Genomic DNA, 16,605 nt, shown 5'->3' on the forward strand with positions numbered 1-16,605 from the left:
ACGGCTGAGCGTGCTTCTCATGCAGAAAGTGGTTTCTCACCGGGGGCCGGGGGGGGTGAGCGGGGCGGGGAATGACGAGAGCGCCGCCCCCGAAGGGACGGCGCTCTCGTCGGCGAAAGGGCGAGCTCAGGCGTTGGCGAGCAGCGTCTCGTCGATCGGGCGGCGCACGCGCGGGGCCGACTCGCGCTCCTGCAGCACCTCGGGCAGCGCGCCCGCGTCGCCGAGGTCGCCCAGGGCGATGACGGTGATCGGGGTGAAGCGCTCGCCGAGGCCGGTGACCTCGCGCAGGTCGTCGGCGTCGAAGCCGCTCATCTGGTGCACGACGAGGCCGTCGTGGTGAGCCTGCACCGACAGGTGGGCGACCGACTGGCCAAGGTCGTAGACGGCGTGCGAGATCGGTGCGCCCTCTTCGTTGACGGTCTCGGCGACCGCGACGATGAGAGCGGCGGCGTTGCCTGCCCAGGCCTGGTTGAAGCCCATCAGCGCCGAGTGGATGCCACGGTGCAGCTCGGTGCCGCGGCGGGCGACGATGAAGCGCCAGGGCTGGGTGTTGTTGGCGCTGGGGCTCCAGCGGGCGGCCTCGAGGGCCGACGACAGCTTCGCCTCGTCGATCGGCGTCTCGGCGTCGTAGGCTCGGGGGCTCCACCGGTCGGCGAGCACGTCGAGGACGGGGTGCTCGGTCGGGGCGGTGCGGTCGAGGACAGAAGTGCTCATCAGATGAGGCCTTTCGTTTACGGCTGATACGGGCGGACCTCATCGTCCAGAGTGCTGCAACGAGTCTATGCGCGCGCATATTCCCCCCATCCGGATCCCGCCCCCGTCACACCACCGCGTGAGAAACCACTTCCTGCGTGAGAAACCACGCCGCAGCGCGTTTCTCATGCAGGAAGTGGTTTCTCGGGGGCGGACAGGACGCGGGGGCGGGGGCGGGGGGGGTCAGCCGCGCAGGGCCTCGGCGAGCTTCACGCGGCCGCCCATCCGCAGCAGCGAGTTCTCGTAGATCTTCGACGCGACGAGGATCGCCGCGACGCACGACACCACGAGGATCACAAGCGACAGCGCGCCCTCCCACCACTGCGCCTCGCCGACGAACATCCGCACGGGCATCGCCACCGGGGCCGAGAACGGCACGTACGACATGATCGTCAGCACCAGCGGGTTGTCGTTGAAGAAGATCACGAGGAAGTACGGCGCCATCACCAGCATCATGAGCGGCATCGTGGTCGAGCCGATGTCCTCCTGACGCGACACCATCGACGCGGCCGCCGCGTACAGCGCCGCCAGCAGCACGAACCCGAACAGGAAGAACACCGCGAACCAGAGGATCGGCGCCCCGATGCCGCTGAGCACGTCCTCCTGGCCGGTGACGATCAGCCCGACGATGGCGATCACCGCGAGCGCGATGATCTGCCCCATCGCGAGCACCGTGTTGCCGAGCACCTTGCCCGCGAGCAGCGCCCGCGTGGGGATCGCCGAGATGAGCAGCTCGACCACGCGGGTCTGCTTCTCTTCCACGACGCTCTGCGCGATCGTCCCGCCGAAGGTCGACGCGGCCATCAGGAAGACGAGCCCGAAGCCGAGTGCCACGAGGTAGCGCAGCAGCGGGTCGGTGCCGGCCGGCTGCAGAATCTCGACGGTCGGCGACTGCGACAGCATCATCATCAGGTTCGACGGCGCGCTCTCCTTCGCGAGGATGACGAACCCGAACCCCTTCGTGTCACCGGGCACCAGGGCCGCTTCGACGTCGTCGGCGGTGACGAGCTTCTCCGCGGCGGCGCGGTCGGCGACCTGGTGCGCCTCGACCCCGGCGATCCCCTCGACCACGCTCGCGGTCTCGGGGGTGACGGCGATGGCATCCGCCGACGGGCTCTTGCTCGCGAATCCGCCGATCAGCACGCCTGCGAGGGCGATCAGCAGCAGGATGCCGGTGGCGATGACGAACGCACGACTGCGCAGCTTGGCGGTGATCTCACGTTCGGCGACGAGCCAGATCGCGCTGTTCATGCGATGACCTCCTTGAAGATCTGGGCGAGTGACGGATGCTGGGGAGCGAAGCTCGACACGGCGCCTCGATCCATGGCCTGACGCAGCACGCGCTGCGCGGTGTCGGGAGCATCGACGTCGAACAGCGCCGAGCCTCCCTCGAAGTCGAGCACCGCGACGCCCGGCTCGCTGCGGAGCCAGCCGGCATCGCCGCTGGAGTGCAGCTGGTACCGCAGCGTGGAGTGCGCCGAGCGCAGCTCTTCGCGCGATCCGGCGGCGCGGATCGTGCCGCCGGCGATGATGATCAGGTCGTCGCAGAGCCGCTCGACGACGTCGAGCTGGTGCGACGAGAACAGGATGGCGGCTCCCGCAGCGGCACGGCGCTGCAGCACCTCGGCGACCACGTCGACAGCGAGCGGGTCGAGGCCCGAGAACGGCTCGTCGAGGATCAGCACCTCCGGGTCGTGCACGAGGGCGGCGGCGATCTGCGCGCGCTGCTGGTTGCCGAGCGACAGCGCCTCGATCTTCTCGTTCAGGCGCTCGCCCAGTCCGAGCTCTTCGAGCAGCGCGGTGGCGCGCGTCGTGGCATCCGCCTTGCTGAAGCCGTGCAGGCGGGCGAGGTAGACCACCTGCTCGAGCACCTTCATCTTCGGGTACAGCCCTCGCTCCTCGGGCATGTACCCGAAGCGCTGCCGGTCGGCGGTGGTGGCCGGCCGGTCGCCGAGCGAGACGGTGCCGCCGTCGGCGGCGAGCACCCCGAGGATGATGCGCATGGTGGTCGTCTTGCCCGCGCCGTTGCCGCCGACGAATCCGGTCAGCCGCCCTGGGGCGACGTCGAACCGGATGCCGTCGAGCACCCTGCGCGAGCCGTAGCTCTTGGTGATGCCATCAAGTCTGAGAAAGCTCATGCCCTCACGCTAGGGAAGGCAGGCGGTGCCCGGCATCCCCCCTGCGGCTGATCCGTCGGATCCCTCCCACGGCCTACCTGCCGAGATGCAGCACCCCCCGGACGAGCAGACCGGCGACCAGCGCCCAGAACGCGGCGCTGATGCCGAGCAGGGCGATGCCGGATGCCGCGACCAGGAACGTCACGACGGCGGGCATCCGCTCACCGGGATCGTCGATCGCCTGCTGCACCGCCGAGCCGAACGCGCCGAACAGCGCGAGTCCGGCGACGGCGGGGATGACCGCGGCCGGCGCCAGCAGCACCAGCGCGGCGAAGACGGCAGACAGGCCGCCGAGCACGATGTACGAGACGCCGGTCGAGACGCCGGCGATCCAGCGCCGGGCAGGATCGGGCTCGGCGTCGGGAGCCGCGGCGAGGGCGGCGCTGATCGCCGCGAGGTTGATCGCGTGGCCGCCGGCAGGGGCGCCGAGCGCGGTGCCGATGCCGGTGACGAGCATCGCCGGCCGCCAGGGCACCTCGTATCCGAAGCTGCGCATGACCGCGATACCAGGAACATTCTGCGAGGCCATCGTCACGATGAACAGGGGCAGCGCGATTCCCACGATCGACCCCACCGTGAAGGTCGGCGCGGTGAGCGTGAAGGCGGGGACGAGAACGGCCGGATCGACCTCGGTTCCGGATGCCGCGATACCGGCCACCACGATGACCGTCGCGGTCACGAAGGCCGCGGGCACCGCCCAGCGAGGGGCGATGCGCGTGACGACCAGCCAGGTCAGCACAACGGGGACCACGCCCCACGGATTCGTCACGATGCCGGCGAACGGTGCGATACACAGCGGCAGCAGCACTCCAGCGAGCATCGCCTGCGCGATCGACGGGGGGATCGCCGCGATCAGCGCGCCGAGGCTGGGGACGAGCACCGTGAGGAGGATGAGCGCCGCCACGACGAGGAACGCGCCGATCGCGGCCGGCCAGCCGCCGTCGACCGCGCTGATCGCGGCGAGCAGCGCGGCACCGGGGGTCGACCAGGCCGAGGTGATCGGCATGCGGTAGCGCCAGGCGAGGATGATGCAGGCGGCGCCCATCGTGAGGCTGAGCGCGAGCAGGCCGCTGGCCGCCTGCGACGGCGTCGCGCCGACGGCATGGAGCCCGGTGAGCACCACGGCGAACGAGCTCGTGAACCCGACGAGCGCAGTGACGATGCCGGCGGTGATCGGGCGGGTCGGCGAGGGACGGTCGACGGTGCTCACCGGGTGAGCCCGTGGCGGTGGGCGAGCACGATCGCCTGCACGCGGTCGCGGGCGCCCAGCTTCTGCAGCACGCGCGACACATGCGTCTTCACGGTCGCCTCGCCGATGAAGAGCTCGCCCGCGATCTCGGCGTTGCTGCGCGCGTCGGCCATGAGCGTGAGCACCTCGGACTCGCGGTCGGTGAGCGGCTCGGCGAGCACGCGTGCGGGGGCGGGGGCAATCCGTTCGCGCGATTCGCCGGCCGATGGCGTCGTGAACCTCGCGAGCACCCGCCTGGTCACCTCCGGAGCCAGGATCCCGTCGCCTGCGGCCAGCGCCCGCACCGCGGTGATCAGCTCCTCGGGGCCGGCGTTCTTCAGCAGGAAGCCCCCTGCCCCGGCATCCAGGGCCTGGAAGAGGTACTCGTCGCGATCGAAGGTCGTCACGATCGCGATCGAGGCCGTGCTCGCGGGGTCGGCGATGATGCGCCTGGTCGCCTCGATGCCGTCCATGTCCGGCATCTGCACGTCCATCGTGATGACGTCGGGCTGCAGCTCGGCGGCGAGCCGCACGCCCTCGGCGCCGGTGGCGGCCTCGCCGACGACCTCGATGTCGGGCTGCGTGCTGAGGATCGCCCGGAAGCCCGCCCGCAGCATGGCGTGATCGTCGACCAGCAGCACGCGGATCATCGGACGGCCCCTCTCTCTGCGTTCGAATCGCTCAACTGGTCGCCGTCGGGGCCCGGATGCTGCGATTCGCGCGACTCGAACCCGGAAGAGGCCTCCAGCGGCACGGTCACCCGCACGCGGAATCCGCCCTGCGGACGCGGCTGCAGCTCGATCTCACCGCCCGACGCCAGGGCGCGCTCGCGCATGCCCAGCTGCCCGAGGCCAGGGCGCAGCACGCCCACCGAGCGGCCCGTGTTCACGATCTCCAGCTCGACGGCATCCGGAACCCAGCGCAGCCGCACGTCGGCGGATGCGCCGGAGCCGGCGTGACGACGGGCGTTCGTGAGCGCCTCCTGCGCGATGCGGTAGAGATTCACCTCGACCGTCGACGGCACGGCGACGGGGTCGCCGATCACCGTGTAGTCGGTCGGCAGCCCGGCATCCCGAGACGCCTGCGCGAGCCGCTCGATGTCTGCCAGCCCGACCGAAGACGGGTCGTCCGATCCGCCATCGCCGGGATCGCGCAGGGTCTCGAGCAGCTGCCGGAAGTCTCCGATCGCCTCACGCGACGCCTGCTCGACGCCGGCCAGCATGCGCTTCGCCTCATCGGGGTCGCTGTCGATCACGAGCCGCGCGGCCCCGGCCTGCACGCCCATCACCGACACGTGATGGGCGACGACATCGTGCAGCTCGCGGGCGATACGCACCCGGTCGAGCGCCACCGCCTGCGCCGCCGTGAGCTCGCGCTGGGCCTCGAGCTCGCGCGTGCGCTCTTCGAGAGCGAAGCGCTGCGCCGCGGCATGCCACGAGCGCTCGCCGAAGTAGTAGGCGCCGCCGAAGTAGAGCACGTTGATGAGCAGATTGATCATCATGAACGCGACGAACGGCGAGAAGAGCCCGGCGGCCACGTCGGCCTTGTCGGCCTCGTCGATCGCGTCGCGGTACATCACGATGATGAGCCAGATGAACATGCCCAGGATGATGCCCGCGCGCACGAAGAAGGCACGGCGGCGATCGTTCATCCACGCGCCGACCGTGTACAGGGCCACGAACATGGCGATGTTCGTGGCGTAGATCTCGGGCACGCGCAGCGTGACGCTCGTGAACATGACGAGCGCGATCACGACGGCGACCGCGGCCGGGTAGCGGCGCCGCACGATCAGGGGCAGCGATATGCCCGCGACCACGAGCAGCGCCCACCACATCGGTCCCTGCTCGTCGCCGTACACGCCGGCGATGGTCGACAGGGCCGCGCTGATGACGCCGCCGACCAGCATGACCGCGGCGAGCAGCACGTCCTGCCGCCGGTCGCGGTCGGTCGGCGTGCGCGTGAAGACGGCGGACTCGGGCATCTCTCCAACTTACGGAGGCGGAGGATGCCACGGCATCCCCCTCACGGCGGACGGGGCGGGCGAATCTCGACGGAGCGCGTCAGTCGGTGCGCTCGGCGGGCAGCAGATCGGCGACGGACTGCACGATCTCGTCGGGACGGAACGGGTACCGCTCGATCTCGACGCGGTCGCTGATGCCGGTCATGACCAGCACCGTGTGCAGGCCGGCTTCGATGCCGGCGACGATGTCTGTGTCCATGCGGTCGCCGATCATCCCGGTCTTCTCCGAGTGAGCGCCGATCTTGTTCAGGGCCGAGCGGAACATCATCGGGTTGGGCTTGCCCACCACGTACGGCTCGCGCCCCGTCGCCTTGGTGATCAGCGCGGCGATCGCGCCCGTCGCCGGCAGCGGACCCTCGGCGCTGGGGCCGGTGGCGTCGGGGTTGGTGACGATGAAGCGCGCGCCCGCGCCGATGAGGCGGATCGCCTTGGTGATCGCCTCGAACGAGTAGTTGCGCGTCTCGCCGACCACGACGAAGTCGGGCCGCGTCTCGGTCATGATGAAACCCGCCTCGTGCAGAGCCGTGAGCAGACCCGCCTCGCCGATCACGAACGCCGAGCCGCCCGGCAGCTGCTGGGCGAGGAAGTCGGCGGTGGCGAGAGCTGAGGTCCAGATGCGGTGCTCGGGCACGTGCAGGCCGCTGGCGCGCAGCCGCGCCGACAGGTCGCGCGCCGTGAAGATCGAGTTGTTGGTGAGTACGAGGTACGGGATGCCGTCGCGCTCCCACCCTGCGAGAAGCTCGGACGCCCCGGGGATGGCGTCGTTCTCGTGCACCAGGACGCCGTCCATGTCGGTGAGCCAGCATTCGATCTCGGAGCGGTCAGCCATGGCTTCAGGCTATCGGCCGGAGAGCGGCACGCGCGTGTGAGAATCGAGCGTGACCGACCCGCGCCCGCGCCTCGCACCCCTCTACCTCGCGGGCTTCACCACTGCGTTCGGGGCGCATGGCATCGCGGCGGCCCTCGGCGCCGAGACCGACGACATCGGCTGGACCCTGCTGGCCTTCGGCCTCACCCTCGCGCTGTACGACCTCGCAGAGGTGCTGCTCAAGCCCCTGTTCGGCGCGCTCAGCGACCGCGTGGGTGTGCGGCCGGTGATCGTCGGCGGACTGCTCGCGTTCACGGCGTTCTCGGTGCTCGGTGCGCTCGTGCCGGGCACGGTCGGATTGATCGTCGCGCGCTTCGGCCAGGGGGCGGCGGCATCGGCGTTCTCGCCCGCGTCGTCGGCTGCCGTCGCCCGACTGACCGACGCCGCCTCGCGCGGCAGGTACTTCGGCCGCTACGGATCGTGGAAGAGCCTCGGCTACGCGCTCGGGCCGCTGATCGGCGCCGTGCTCGTCGTGTGGGGCGGGCTGTCCGCACTGTTCTGGGCACTCGCCGTGATCGGGCTCGTCGCCGCCGGGTGGGTGATGGTCGCCGTGCCGAAGGTGCCCGTGCTGCCGCGCAAGAGGGTGACGCTGGTCGACCTCGGGCGCGAGCTCACGGCTCCCGGATTCGTCGTGCCGACCCTCGTGCTCGCCGCGACGACCGGCGCGCTCGCCGTCGCGGTCGGCTTCCTGCCGCTGCTCGCCCGCCAGGCCGGCATCGGCACGGTCGGCAGCATGGCACTGGTGACGGTGCTCGCGGTGGCGTCGGCCGCCGTGCAGCCGCTGGTGGGCGCCGCGCACGACCGCGGCCGCATCTCGGTGCGTCTCGGCGCGATCGGCGGTCTTGCGCTGATCGCCGCGGGCCTCGCGCTGTCGGGTGCGGTGGCGCTGGATGCCCTGACCCCGGCGCTCGTCGGACTCATCGCGACCGCCCTGCTGGTGGGCGTCGGCGTCGGCTGCGCCACCCCGGTCGCCTTCTCGCACCTCGCGGCCTCGACGCCCGAGGAGCGGATGGGCCGCACGATGGGCTCGGCCGAGCTCGGGCGAGAGCTCGGAGATGCAGGCGGTCCGCTGATCGCCGGCGCGGTCGGAACAGCATCCGTCGCGGGCGCCGGCCTGCTCGTCGTCGCGGCGCTCACCGCCGGAGCCGGCGCACTCGCCGCGCTCGGCCTGCGCCGCTCGCGCTGAGGGCCCGGGCCGCCCGGGTGCGCTGCGCTGGTCTGTTGCTCCCGCCCCCGCTCAGCGTCGTCGCCCCCTCTCATTCACGTCGGTCAGCAGGGGCGAGGGCGACCGGCAGGGGCGAGGATGCCCACCCGCCCGCCGGCTCACGCTCGGCCTCGAGATCGGGGTTTCGCGCCCACGAGAGCAGGCGCATGATGAACGACATGAGCGGACGCATCATCATCGACCTGTTCACCACCCTCGACGGCGTCGCGCAGGCGCCGGGCGGCCCGGAAGAGGATCCGAGTGACGACTTCCCGTACGGCGGATGGCAGGCGGGATACCCGAGCCAGGCGGTGGGCGAGAGCGTGATGGCGGGCATGCAGACCCTGGATGCCCTGCTGCTCGGGCGCCGCACGTACGACATCTTCGCCGGGTACTGGCCGCAGCACACGACCGGGCCGGAGGGGGCGATCGGGCAGCTGTTCGACCGGGTGCCGAAGTACGTCGCGTCGCGGGATGCCTCGCTCGCGCTCGACTGGCAGGGCTCGACGCGCATCGGCGACGACCTCGCGGCCGAGGTCGCAGGCCTGCGCGAGCGGCATCAGGATGTGCACGTGATCGGCAGCGTCGACCTCGTGCAGACCCTGCTCGCCGAGCAGCTCTACGACGAGCTGCAGCTGTGGGTGTATCCCGTCGTCCTCGGGCGCGGCAAGAAGGTGTTCCCCGACGGTGCTGCCCCGCACAACATGCGCCTGATCAGTGCCGACACGGGAGACGGGGGCGCGCTGCTGCTGCGCTACGCCCCCGAGCCGGGCGAGGTGCGCACCGGCACCATGGGGGCCTGAGGGGGTCAGCCCTCGAGCATCCGCTCGATCACCGCGGCGACGCCGTCGTCGGCGTGAGATGCGGTGACCTCGTCGGCGGCGTCGCGCACGACGTCGATCGCGTTCGCCATCGCGACGCCATGACCTGCCCACTGCAGCATCTCGAGGTCGTTGAGCGCGTCGCCGAAGGCGAGCACCTCGGAGTGCTCGACACCGAGCCGCTGGCACACCTGCGCCAGCCCGGTCGCCTTGGTCACGCCCTGCGCCATCACCTCGACGAACGGTGCACCGGACAGCGTCGTGGCGAAACCCGTGAGGCCCAGCGCGTTCAGCGCAGTGAAGATCTCGTCGATGGGCACCGACGCATGCCGGATGACGAGCTTGAGGCTGGGCGACCCGGCGACCTCGTCGAGCGCGACCCCGCCCATCGTCTGCGGGTCGCGCTTGTGGTCGCTCAGCTGCGCGATATCGGCGTAGCCGTGCTGGGCCACGAAGCCCTCGCCGGCATCGCGCACGCTCGCGAAGACCAGATCCGGGATGCTCTTCAGCAGCGCCTCGGCCAGCTCGCGCTGCACGTCGGCGGGGATCTCTTCCGCGAACAGATGCTCACCGGTCTTCAGGTGCAGTCCGTAGGCGCCGTTGCCGCACAGCGCCCACGAGTCGAAGCCGGCCTGCTCGGCGATGGGCCGCAGCCCGATCGGCTGGCGGGCGGTGACGGGGATGGTCTCGATCCCGGCATCGCGGGCGGCGTCGAGAGCCGCCCGCGTGCGCGCGCTCACCCGCCCGCCCTCGTCGAGCAGCGTGCCGTCGAGGTCGGTCGCGATCAGCCGGATGCCGGAGAGAGCGCTCACGCGAAGATCATCGGCATGTCGCCGTCGTCGTCACCGCCGAAGTCGAGGTCGACGACGACGGGCACGTGGTCGCTGGGCTGCTCGCCCTTGCGCTCGTTGCGGTGGATCGCCGCGCCGGTGACGGCGTCGGCGAAGGGCTTCGAGCCGAGCACGAAGTCGATGCGGATGCCCTCGTTGCGCGGGAACTTGAGGCGCTGGTAGTCCCAGTAGGTGAAGCCCTCGGGGATCAGCGGGCGCACGACATCGGTGACGCCGGCCGACTCGAGGGCGAAGAACGCCTCGCGCTCGGGCGGCGACACGTGCGTCGAGAAGCCCTGCACGATGGCGGGGTCGCCGTTGTCGTGGTCGAACGGAATGATGTTGAAGTCGCCGACGAGGGCGAGCGGCAGGTTCGGATCGGCGGCGAGCTCGGCGGCGGTCGCCGTGCGCAGCGCCTCGAGCCAGTGCAGCTTGTAGTGGTAGTGCTCGTCGTTCAGCGAGCGGCCGTTGGGCACGTACAGGCTCCACACCCGCACGCCGTCGACCATCACGCCGAGCGCCCTGGCCTCGAGCGGGGCGTCGGGGCCCTCATGCCCCTTCGCGAACCCCGGCTGCCCGGCGAACGAGGTGCGCACGTCGGTCATCGGCAGGCGGCTCGCGATCGCGACGCCGTTCCACTGGTTCAGCCCGTGCACCTCGACCTGGTAGCCGGCCTCTTCGAACGGCTGGTACGGGAACTGCTCGGGCTTGCACTTGATCTCCTGGAAGGCCAGCACATCGATGTCTTCCCGCACGGCGAAGTCGACGGCGCGCGAGACGCGGGTGCGGATCGAGTTGATGTTCCAGGTGGCCAGACGCATGCATCCAGCCTATTCGGGGCGGCGGACAGCCGCCGCCGGGCCTAGCGCTCCGAGGGGTCTCCCGTGCCGATCAGCACGCCGCGCGCGAGCGTGTGGAAATGCCTGTTGAAGCCGAGCACCGCCGGCGTCGAGCCGGGCTCGAGGTCGAGGTGGTCGACGTCGAGCGCGTCGATGACGAAGAAATAGCGGTGCACGCCGGTACCGGCGGGCGGAGCCGCGCCGATGAAGCGCTCGGTGCGGGCCTCGTTCGGCAGCACCACGGCGCCGCTCGGCAGGTTCGCCGAGGTGCCGTCGCCGCTGTCGAGCCGGCGCACATCCGGAGCGATGTCGTACGCGGCCCAGTGCCAGAACCCCGATCCGGTCGGAGCGTCGGGATCGAAGCACGAGATGGCGAAGCTGAGGGTGCCGGCCGGCGGCTCGGACCATTCGAGGGTCGGATGCCTGTCTTCACCGGCACGATCCGACGACCACGCGAAGCCGGGCAGCGGCCCGCCTGCGTCGAAGTCGGGGCTGGTCAGCTCGAGCGGCGCGACGGGGCGCAGCCGGGCGAGCTCGGCATAGGGATCGAATGAGAACATGTGGACCTCCTGCGCCCAACGGTAGGCCGAATAGGATGAATCCGTGACCACCCTCGACGAAGACCGCCAGTCCCTGCTAGACCTCATCAAGGATGAGGCGGTGTTCCACGGCGACTTCACGCTCTCGAGCGGCAAGAAGGCGACCTACTACGTCGACATGCGCAAGCTCACCCTCGATCACCGCGCGGCTCCCGCGATCGGGCGCATCATGCTCGATCTCATCAAGGATCACGACATCTCGGCCGTCGGCGGACTGACGCTCGGCGCCGATCCGATCGCGAACTCGGTGATGCACGCGTCGGTGGCATCCGATCGTCCGCTCGACGCGTTCGTCGTGCGCAAGGAGCCGAAGGACCACGGCCGCGGCCGTCAGGTCGAGGGCGCCGACGTCGCGGGCAAGCGCGTCGTGGTGCTCGAAGACACCTCGACCACCGGGCAGTCGGCTCTGAAGGCCGTCGAGGTGCTGCGCCGCGAGGGCGCAGAGGTCGTCGCGGTCGCGGTGATCGTCGACCGCAAGACCGGCGCTCAGGCCGCGATCGAGGCCGAGGGCCTGCAGTGGCTCGCCGCCTACGATCTCGACGACCTCGGTCTCGACCCGCAGTAGCCTCGGCGTCAGGGCCGCTTGCCGGCCGCGTCGGCGACGACCTTCGCGATGCGGGATGCCCGGGTCTCGGCGCGCTTCGCCGTGGCGATGTTCGTGAGGCCGAACTTCTTCACCGACTTCGGGAAGGCGTTCCAGTTCTCGCGCGCGGCGGGCACGGCATCCAGTGCTGCGGCGAAGTCGTCGGGCTCGATGCCCGCCTCGGGGCCGTCGAGCATCGTCCACGACCCGTCGGCCTTCGCCGCCTCGATCACGCGGATGCCCGCCGGAGCCAGCATGCCGGCCGCCTCGAGCTCGATCAAGCGGGCCTTGTTCGTCGCCGCCCAGCCGCTGCCGCGTCGGCGCGGTGAGAACCACTGCCCGACGGTGTCGTCGTCGAGGGTGCGCACGGGGCCGTCGATCCAGCCGAAGCAGAGCGCCTGCCGGACCGCGTCTTCGTACGAGAGCCCGTCGTCGGTGGCGCGGCGCACGTGCAGCAGCCAGACGCCGCCGGCGCGCATGTGGTTCTCGTCGAGCCACGCGCGCCACGTGCCGGCATCCGGTGCGGTGATCCGCTCGCCGTCGTCGAGAGCGCCCATCAGCGCTTGCGTCCGCGGGGCGCGTCGTCGTCGTCCCACGGTCCCTCGTACCACTCGCCGCGATTGTCGCGGCTGGGGCGCTTGAGCAGCTGGATGACGACGAGCGTGAGAGATGCCAGGCCGATGCTGATCAGCACCAGGAAGAGCATGTCCTGCTGGTCCATGGGCGTCCTCTCGATCCGGTCCGTTCAGCTTAGGCGCTGGGGGCGTCAGTCGCCGCGGGTGGCCCAGTGCCCGAGCCCGTGGATGAGGGCGGTGAGACCGATCGCGAAGGTGCGGCGCGCCGGGTCGTCGCTCGCGGCCGCACGACGTCGCTCGGCATCGGCGAAGGCGGGGAACGACTCGGCGAGGGCGCCAGGCGACATGTTGTCGGCCGGGGCCAGGGCGTCGAGCGCCGACCCGATCACGAAGGACTCGATGGCGATGATCGCGTCGGCCGCGTTGTCGGCGGGCCATCCGTCGGCGGTCATGAGCCGGGTGACGTGCTCGTACTGGGCGAACGAGGAGGCGTCCTCGTCGATGGGCAGGGTGGCCAGCATGACGATCGCGCCGGGAGCGGCGAGCATCGCCGAACGATACGCGTGCCCCCACGACTCGAGGGTGCGTGCGAGGTCGTCGCTCTGGTGCCATCCGTCGTCGATCATGGCCGAGATGCGGCCGCGCATCGCCCGGATCACCGCGTCGCGGTTCGCGAAGTGGTGGTACAGCGCCGAGGTGCGGACGCCCAGTGCCTCGGCCAGCGCGGTCATCGTGAACTGCCGGGGAGTGCGCTCGCGGGTCAGCCGGAACGCGGCCTGCAGGATGCGATCCTCGGTGAGCAGGGGCGCCGTGGGACGGCCCGCGCCCCGCGGGGTTCTCATCATCGGAGCTCGATTGGGCACCACCGACGAGGAGCGCGTCGCCGAGGGCGGCAGGCTGCTCGCCGAGCTGCGCGCCGACGACGCCGACGGGTCGACCGCCCAGCGCGTCGCCGTCGCCGTCTCGACCGATGTGGTCGGCCGGCCGCGCCAGGCGCGGCCCTGGTCGTTCCTGATCGTGATGGCCACGCTGGTCGGCGTCACCATCGCGACCGACGCGAACGTCGTCACCGGCACCGGGGCGGCCCTCGCGGTCACCGTCGTGATCGCACTGATCGAGCGCCGCCTCACGCTGCGCGGCATCGTCGACGGCGCCATGCAGGGCATCGAGAGCATGCTCTTCGTGATCGTGCTGACCGTGCTCGCCTTCATGGTGCAGGAGATGAACATCGCCCTGCAGCTCGCCGACTTCGTCATCCAGGTCACCGAGCCGGTGCTCACCCCTGCGCTGCTGCCGGCCATCGTCTTCGTCGTCTGCGGCATCTACGCCTACGCCACCGGATCGTTCTGGGACCTCGCCGCGGTCATCACGCCCGTCGTGCTGCCGCTCGCGATCGCCCTCGGCGCCGACCCGATCCTGGCGGGTGCGGCTGTCTTCTCGGGCGCAGCACTGGGAAGCACGACCTGCCTGTACGGCGACGGCATCATCCTCGCCTCGCGCACGATCGGCATCAAGCCGATCAACCTGATGCTGGCGATCCTGCCCTACGCGGGCATCGCCGCGGTGCTGTCGCTCATCGCCTACCTGGTCGCCGGGTTCGCGATGGTGTGATCCGCCCCCGCCCCGGGAGACCCCGGCGCCCCCGGTCGCTTCGGCGGGGGAGCCGGGGTCTCCTGCGCGAAGCGCCCAGAAGCGGATCGGCGGGCGTCGCGGTCGCGATGAGCGGCGCTGACCTCAGGCGCTGAGCCACACCGCATCCGCCGCCCCGGCGGGCAGCTCGGCGGGAGCCGTGATCTCGGCGCCCACGGCGATGCCGGCATCCTCGAGCTGCTGAAGCAGCTCGGGATCGCGGTCGCTCACCCGCAGCACGCGCCCGCGGTGACCCGACGGGGCGTCGGCGAGCAGAACGAACGGCTCGCGCACGACCTCGCCGTCGGCATCGGGGATGGCGTCGCCGTGCGGGTCGAACCGCGGTCGGCCGAGACGCTCGTCGATGGCATCCAGCAGGCGGTCGCTGATGGTGTGCTCGAGCACCTCCGCCTCGTCGTGCACCTCGTGCCAGGCGTAGCCGAACTCGCGCACCAGCCAGGTCTCGATCAGCCGGTGGCGGCGCAGCATCTGCAGGGCGCGCCGGCGTCCGGCATCCGTCAGCTTCACCGCACCGTAGGGCACGTGCGACACGAGACCGGCGGCGGCGAGCTTCTTGACCATCTCGGTGACGCTCGACGGGGCGATGCCGAGGGCGGCGGCGAGCTGCGACGGGGTGATCGGCGCATCCTGCCACTCGGTGTGGGAGTAGACCGTCTTGAGGTAGTCGTCGAACGCGGGGGATGCCACGGTCAGCCGCCCAGCGAGGAGAGCACGGCGAAGGCGGCGTTGCCCGCGAAGAAGAGGATCGCGAAGCCGGCGATCGCCGCGAGCAGCGACAGGCGCCCGTCGTAGTCGTTCACGCCCCGCGTGCCGATCGTGCGGGCGCGGAAGGCGAGGAACAGCGTCAGCGCGCCGAGGCCCAGCTGCACCCAGGGTCCCCCCGCGGGCAGCAGCTTCGGCAGCGCGATGAGCAGCACTCCCAGCGCCGCGGCACCGAGCGCGAACCAGGTGCTCAGCTGCATCGCGCGACGCGCCTCGGAGTCGTCGCGGTGCTTCGTGGCGGGGGAGGAGGGCATGCTCTCGAGCCTACCCGCGGTGCTCGCCCGGGCCTCGGTCGCTGCCTTCTTCGTCCGCCGACTGCGCCACATGCCGTCGAGTGCACCGGTTGTCGACGTCGGGACGTGGTGCACTCGGCGAGACGTGGTGCTCTCGACGAGAGCGACTGGGGTGAGCCCGCGTCAGGCCCCGGTCGCGACGAGCCAGAGCAGCACCCCGTTCAGCGTGATCAGCAGGGCGGCGAACACCACGCCGAGCACCGTGGTCAGACGCTGGTTCGCGTGCTCGCCGAGCGTGCGACGCTGGGCGGTCAGCACCACGAGCGGGATCAGCGCGAACGGGATGCCGAACGACAGCACCACCTGGCTGAGCACGAGCGCCAGCGTGGGGTCGAACCCGACGCCGAGGATGATCAGCGCCGGGATCAGCGTGACCAGGCGCCGCGCGAGCACGGGGATGCGCACGGTCAGCAGCCCGTGCATGATCTCGGCTCCGGCGTAGGCGCCGACCGAGGTCGACGCGAGCCCGGATGCCAGCAGGCCGACCGCGAAGAGGGTGCCGATGATCGGCCCGAGTCCGGCGCTGATCGCGGCGTGCGCGCCCTCGAGCGAGTCGGTGCCCTCGACGCCGGGCAGGTTGGCGGCGGCGAGCAGCAGGATCGCGAGATTCACCGAGCCGGCGATGATCATGGCGATCGTCACATCCCAGCGGGTGACGGTGAGCAGCATCCGGATGCTGGGCAGCCGCGACCCCGAAGGGCCGGTGCCGCCGGTGGAGCCGAAGCGGTCGCGGGTCAGGGCGCTGTGCGCGTAGATCGCGTGCGGCATGACGGTCGCGCCGAGGATGGATGCCGCGAGCAGCACCGACCCGCTGTCAGCGAAACGGGGCAGCATGCCGCCGACCACGCCGGCCGGGTCGGGCGGTGCGACGAACAGACCCGCGACGAACCCGATGACGATCACGGACATGAGGCCGATGATGACGAACTCGAAGTGCCGCGGTCCGCGGCGGGTCTGGATCGCGAGCAGCACGATCGAGACGGCGCCGGTGATCGCGCCCCCGAGCAGCAGAGGCACGCCGAAGAGCAGGTTCAGCGCGACGGCTCCGCCGAGCACCTCGGCGATGTCAGTCGCCATCGCGACGAGCTCTGCCTGCAGCCAGTACGCGCGGCGGGCCCAGCGGTTGCGGATGCGGGTGCCCAGCACCTCGGGCAGGCTGCGCCCCGTAACGATGCCGAGCTTCGCCGAGAGGTACTGGATCAGCCAGGCCATCACGTTGCCGGCGATCACGACCCACACGAGCAGATAGCCGTAGCGCGCGCCTGCGGTCATGTTGCTCGCGACGTTGCCGGGGTCGAGGTAGGCGACGCCGGCGACGAGGGCGGGGCCGAGCAGCCAGGCGCTGCGCATCCATGACCTGCGCACCCGGGTCGGCTGAGGGCCGAGCTCATGAAGCTGATTTT

21 protein-coding genes are annotated in these 16,605 nt (G+C 71.0%); 4 read left to right on the top strand and 17 right to left on the bottom strand.

Annotated features, from left to right (window positions below; genetic code table 11):
• Nucleotides 1-126 precede the first annotated feature (126 nt).
• From AB0N59_RS05085 to AB0N59_RS05115, 7 genes are all read right to left on the bottom strand, one after another.
• Nucleotides 127-714, bottom strand: a complete 588-nt coding sequence (locus AB0N59_RS05085; protein ID WP_363479641.1) for a nitroreductase family protein — start codon at nucleotides 712-714, stop codon at nucleotides 127-129.
• A 222-nt stretch (nucleotides 715-936) separates the two neighbouring features.
• Nucleotides 937-2,004 (bottom strand): ABC transporter permease, encoded by a 1,068-nt coding sequence (locus AB0N59_RS05090; protein WP_363479644.1) that lies wholly within the window; start codon nucleotides 2,002-2,004, stop codon nucleotides 937-939.
• Nucleotides 2,001-2,891, bottom strand: a complete 891-nt coding sequence (locus AB0N59_RS05095) for an ATP-binding cassette domain-containing protein (RefSeq protein ID WP_363479647.1) — start codon at nucleotides 2,889-2,891, stop codon at nucleotides 2,001-2,003. The genes AB0N59_RS05090 and AB0N59_RS05095 overlap by 4 nt, the downstream gene beginning before the upstream one ends.
• Before the next feature lie 73 nt (nucleotides 2,892-2,964).
• On the bottom strand, nucleotides 2,965-4,140 hold the full coding sequence (locus AB0N59_RS05100; protein ID WP_363479650.1) for a benzoate/H(+) symporter BenE family transporter: 1,176 nt from the start codon (nucleotides 4,138-4,140) through the stop codon (nucleotides 2,965-2,967).
• Nucleotides 4,137-4,808: a response regulator transcription factor gene (locus tag AB0N59_RS05105; RefSeq protein WP_363479653.1), complete on the bottom strand. Its 672-nt coding sequence runs from the start codon at nucleotides 4,806-4,808 to the stop codon at nucleotides 4,137-4,139. The genes AB0N59_RS05100 and AB0N59_RS05105 overlap by 4 nt, the downstream gene beginning before the upstream one ends.
• Complete coding sequence (locus AB0N59_RS05110) at nucleotides 4,805-6,139, bottom strand: sensor histidine kinase (RefSeq protein WP_363479656.1); 1,335 nt, start codon at nucleotides 6,137-6,139, stop codon at nucleotides 4,805-4,807. The genes AB0N59_RS05105 and AB0N59_RS05110 overlap by 4 nt, the downstream gene beginning before the upstream one ends.
• A 79-nt stretch (nucleotides 6,140-6,218) precedes the next feature.
• Nucleotides 6,219-7,007 carry an HAD-IIA family hydrolase gene (locus AB0N59_RS05115; protein WP_363479659.1) on the bottom strand — a complete coding sequence of 263 codons (789 nt, stop codon included), beginning with the start codon at nucleotides 7,005-7,007 and terminating at the stop codon, nucleotides 6,219-6,221.
• Between the two features lie 49 nt (nucleotides 7,008-7,056).
• Between AB0N59_RS05115 and AB0N59_RS05120 the strand changes: the two genes are divergently transcribed.
• Nucleotides 7,057-8,232: an MFS transporter gene (locus tag AB0N59_RS05120; RefSeq protein WP_363479662.1), complete on the top strand. Its 1,176-nt coding sequence runs from the start codon at nucleotides 7,057-7,059 to the stop codon at nucleotides 8,230-8,232.
• A 70-nt stretch (nucleotides 8,233-8,302) separates the two neighbouring features.
• On the opposite strand, the gene AB0N59_RS05125 is transcribed toward AB0N59_RS05120, so the two are convergent.
• Nucleotides 8,303-8,431, bottom strand: coding sequence for a hypothetical protein (locus AB0N59_RS05125; RefSeq protein WP_363479665.1), 129 nt, complete (start codon nucleotides 8,429-8,431; stop codon nucleotides 8,303-8,305).
• Here AB0N59_RS05125 and AB0N59_RS05130 point away from each other — a divergent pair.
• Nucleotides 8,430-9,053 (top strand): dihydrofolate reductase family protein, encoded by a 624-nt coding sequence (locus AB0N59_RS05130; protein ID WP_363479668.1) that lies wholly within the window; start codon nucleotides 8,430-8,432, stop codon nucleotides 9,051-9,053. The two genes, AB0N59_RS05125 and AB0N59_RS05130, sit on opposite strands and share 2 nt — an antisense overlap.
• Before the next feature lie 5 nt (nucleotides 9,054-9,058).
• Here AB0N59_RS05130 and AB0N59_RS05135 read toward each other — a convergent pair whose 3' ends face one another.
• Genes AB0N59_RS05135 through AB0N59_RS05145 form a run of 3 tightly spaced genes read right to left on the bottom strand, consistent with a single transcriptional unit; the run spans nucleotide 9,059 to nucleotide 11,300 of the window.
• Nucleotides 9,059-9,883 (bottom strand): HAD family hydrolase, encoded by an 825-nt coding sequence (locus AB0N59_RS05135; protein WP_363479671.1) that lies wholly within the window; start codon nucleotides 9,881-9,883, stop codon nucleotides 9,059-9,061.
• Nucleotides 9,880-10,722, bottom strand: coding sequence for an exodeoxyribonuclease III (locus tag AB0N59_RS05140; RefSeq protein WP_363479674.1), 843 nt, complete (start codon nucleotides 10,720-10,722; stop codon nucleotides 9,880-9,882). The genes AB0N59_RS05135 and AB0N59_RS05140 overlap by 4 nt, the downstream gene beginning before the upstream one ends.
• Nucleotides 10,723-10,763: 41 nt before the next feature.
• Nucleotides 10,764-11,300: a YbhB/YbcL family Raf kinase inhibitor-like protein gene (locus AB0N59_RS05145; RefSeq protein WP_363479677.1), complete on the bottom strand. Its 537-nt coding sequence runs from the start codon at nucleotides 11,298-11,300 to the stop codon at nucleotides 10,764-10,766.
• Nucleotides 11,301-11,343: 43 nt separating this feature from the next.
• On the opposite strand from AB0N59_RS05145, the gene pyrE reads away from it, so the two are divergent.
• Entirely contained in the window at nucleotides 11,344-11,904 is a 561-nt protein-coding gene (pyrE, locus tag AB0N59_RS05150) for an orotate phosphoribosyltransferase (protein ID WP_363479680.1), read from the top strand.
• Between the two features lie 8 nt (nucleotides 11,905-11,912).
• Here the strand turns inward: pyrE and AB0N59_RS05155 are convergent, their stop codons facing one another.
• The 3 genes from AB0N59_RS05155 to AB0N59_RS05165 are packed head-to-tail and all read right to left on the bottom strand — an operon-like array spanning nucleotide 11,913 to nucleotide 13,342.
• The gene (locus AB0N59_RS05155; protein WP_363479683.1) at nucleotides 11,913-12,479 is read right to left on the bottom strand and encodes a YdeI/OmpD-associated family protein; all 567 of its coding nucleotides are present in this window, start codon (nucleotides 12,477-12,479) and stop codon (nucleotides 11,913-11,915) included.
• The gene (locus tag AB0N59_RS05160) at nucleotides 12,479-12,643 is read right to left on the bottom strand and encodes a hypothetical protein (RefSeq protein ID WP_363479686.1); all 165 of its coding nucleotides are present in this window, start codon (nucleotides 12,641-12,643) and stop codon (nucleotides 12,479-12,481) included. Before AB0N59_RS05160 ends, AB0N59_RS05155 begins: the two co-directional genes overlap by 1 nt.
• Nucleotides 12,644-12,688: 45 nt before the next feature.
• Nucleotides 12,689-13,342, bottom strand: a complete 654-nt coding sequence (locus AB0N59_RS05165; RefSeq protein WP_363479689.1) for a helix-turn-helix domain-containing protein — start codon at nucleotides 13,340-13,342, stop codon at nucleotides 12,689-12,691.
• Nucleotides 13,343-13,352: 10 nt separating this feature from the next.
• Here AB0N59_RS05165 and AB0N59_RS05170 point away from each other — a divergent pair, with 10 nt between their 5' ends.
• Nucleotides 13,353-14,108: a Na+/H+ antiporter NhaC family protein gene (locus tag AB0N59_RS05170; protein ID WP_363479692.1), complete on the top strand. Its 756-nt coding sequence runs from the start codon at nucleotides 13,353-13,355 to the stop codon at nucleotides 14,106-14,108.
• A gap of 123 nt (nucleotides 14,109-14,231) precedes the next feature.
• Here the strand turns inward: AB0N59_RS05170 and AB0N59_RS05175 are convergent, their stop codons facing one another.
• From AB0N59_RS05175 to AB0N59_RS05185, 3 genes are all read right to left on the bottom strand, one after another.
• The gene (locus AB0N59_RS05175) at nucleotides 14,232-14,834 is read right to left on the bottom strand and encodes a metal-dependent transcriptional regulator (RefSeq protein ID WP_363479695.1); all 603 of its coding nucleotides are present in this window, start codon (nucleotides 14,832-14,834) and stop codon (nucleotides 14,232-14,234) included.
• Nucleotides 14,835-14,836: 2 nt separating this feature from the next.
• Complete coding sequence (locus AB0N59_RS05180) at nucleotides 14,837-15,163, bottom strand: hypothetical protein (RefSeq protein WP_363479698.1); 327 nt, start codon at nucleotides 15,161-15,163, stop codon at nucleotides 14,837-14,839.
• Nucleotides 15,164-15,325: 162 nt separating this feature from the next.
• Nucleotides 15,326-16,552, bottom strand: coding sequence for an Nramp family divalent metal transporter (locus tag AB0N59_RS05185; protein ID WP_363481207.1), 1,227 nt, complete (start codon nucleotides 16,550-16,552; stop codon nucleotides 15,326-15,328).
• Between the last annotated feature and the right edge of the window lie 53 nt (nucleotides 16,553-16,605).

Source organism: Microbacterium sp. NPDC089321 (assembly GCF_040684935.1).
Classification (GTDB): Bacteria; Actinomycetota; Actinomycetes; order Actinomycetales; family Microbacteriaceae; genus Microbacterium.

Bases quoted from the DNA above. Each gene is read 5' to 3' on its own strand.
- AB0N59_RS05085 (WP_363479641.1), bottom strand. From the start codon at position 714: ATGAGCACTTCTGTCCTCGACCGCACCGCCCCGACCGAGCACCCCGTC.
- AB0N59_RS05090 (WP_363479644.1), bottom strand. From the start codon at position 2,004: ATGAACAGCGCGATCTGGCTCGTCGCCGAACGTGAGATCACCGCCAAG.
- AB0N59_RS05095 (WP_363479647.1), bottom strand. From the start codon at position 2,891: ATGAGCTTTCTCAGACTTGATGGCATCACCAAGAGCTACGGCTCGCGC.
- AB0N59_RS05105 (WP_363479653.1), bottom strand. From the start codon at position 4,808: ATGATCCGCGTGCTGCTGGTCGACGATCACGCCATGCTGCGGGCGGGC.
- AB0N59_RS05110 (WP_363479656.1), bottom strand. From the start codon at position 6,139: ATGCCCGAGTCCGCCGTCTTCACGCGCACGCCGACCGACCGCGACCGG.
- AB0N59_RS05115 (WP_363479659.1), bottom strand. From the start codon at position 7,007: ATGGCTGACCGCTCCGAGATCGAATGCTGGCTCACCGACATGGACGGC.
- AB0N59_RS05130 (WP_363479668.1), top strand. From the start codon at position 8,430: ATGAGCGGACGCATCATCATCGACCTGTTCACCACCCTCGACGGCGTC.
- AB0N59_RS05125 (WP_363479665.1), bottom strand. From the start codon at position 8,431: ATGTCGTTCATCATGCGCCTGCTCTCGTGGGCGCGAAACCCCGATCTC.
- AB0N59_RS05140 (WP_363479674.1), bottom strand. From the start codon at position 10,722: ATGCGTCTGGCCACCTGGAACATCAACTCGATCCGCACCCGCGTCTCG.
- AB0N59_RS05145 (WP_363479677.1), bottom strand. From the start codon at position 11,300: ATGTTCTCATTCGATCCCTATGCCGAGCTCGCCCGGCTGCGCCCCGTC.
- AB0N59_RS05155 (WP_363479683.1), bottom strand. From the start codon at position 12,479: ATGGGCGCTCTCGACGACGGCGAGCGGATCACCGCACCGGATGCCGGC.
- AB0N59_RS05160 (WP_363479686.1), bottom strand. From the start codon at position 12,643: ATGGACCAGCAGGACATGCTCTTCCTGGTGCTGATCAGCATCGGCCTG.
- AB0N59_RS05165 (WP_363479689.1), bottom strand. From the start codon at position 13,342: ATGATGAGAACCCCGCGGGGCGCGGGCCGTCCCACGGCGCCCCTGCTC.
- AB0N59_RS05180 (WP_363479698.1), bottom strand. From the start codon at position 15,163: ATGCCCTCCTCCCCCGCCACGAAGCACCGCGACGACTCCGAGGCGCGT.
- AB0N59_RS05185 (WP_363481207.1), bottom strand. From the start codon at position 16,552: ATGCGCAGCGCCTGGCTGCTCGGCCCCGCCCTCGTCGCCGGCGTCGCC.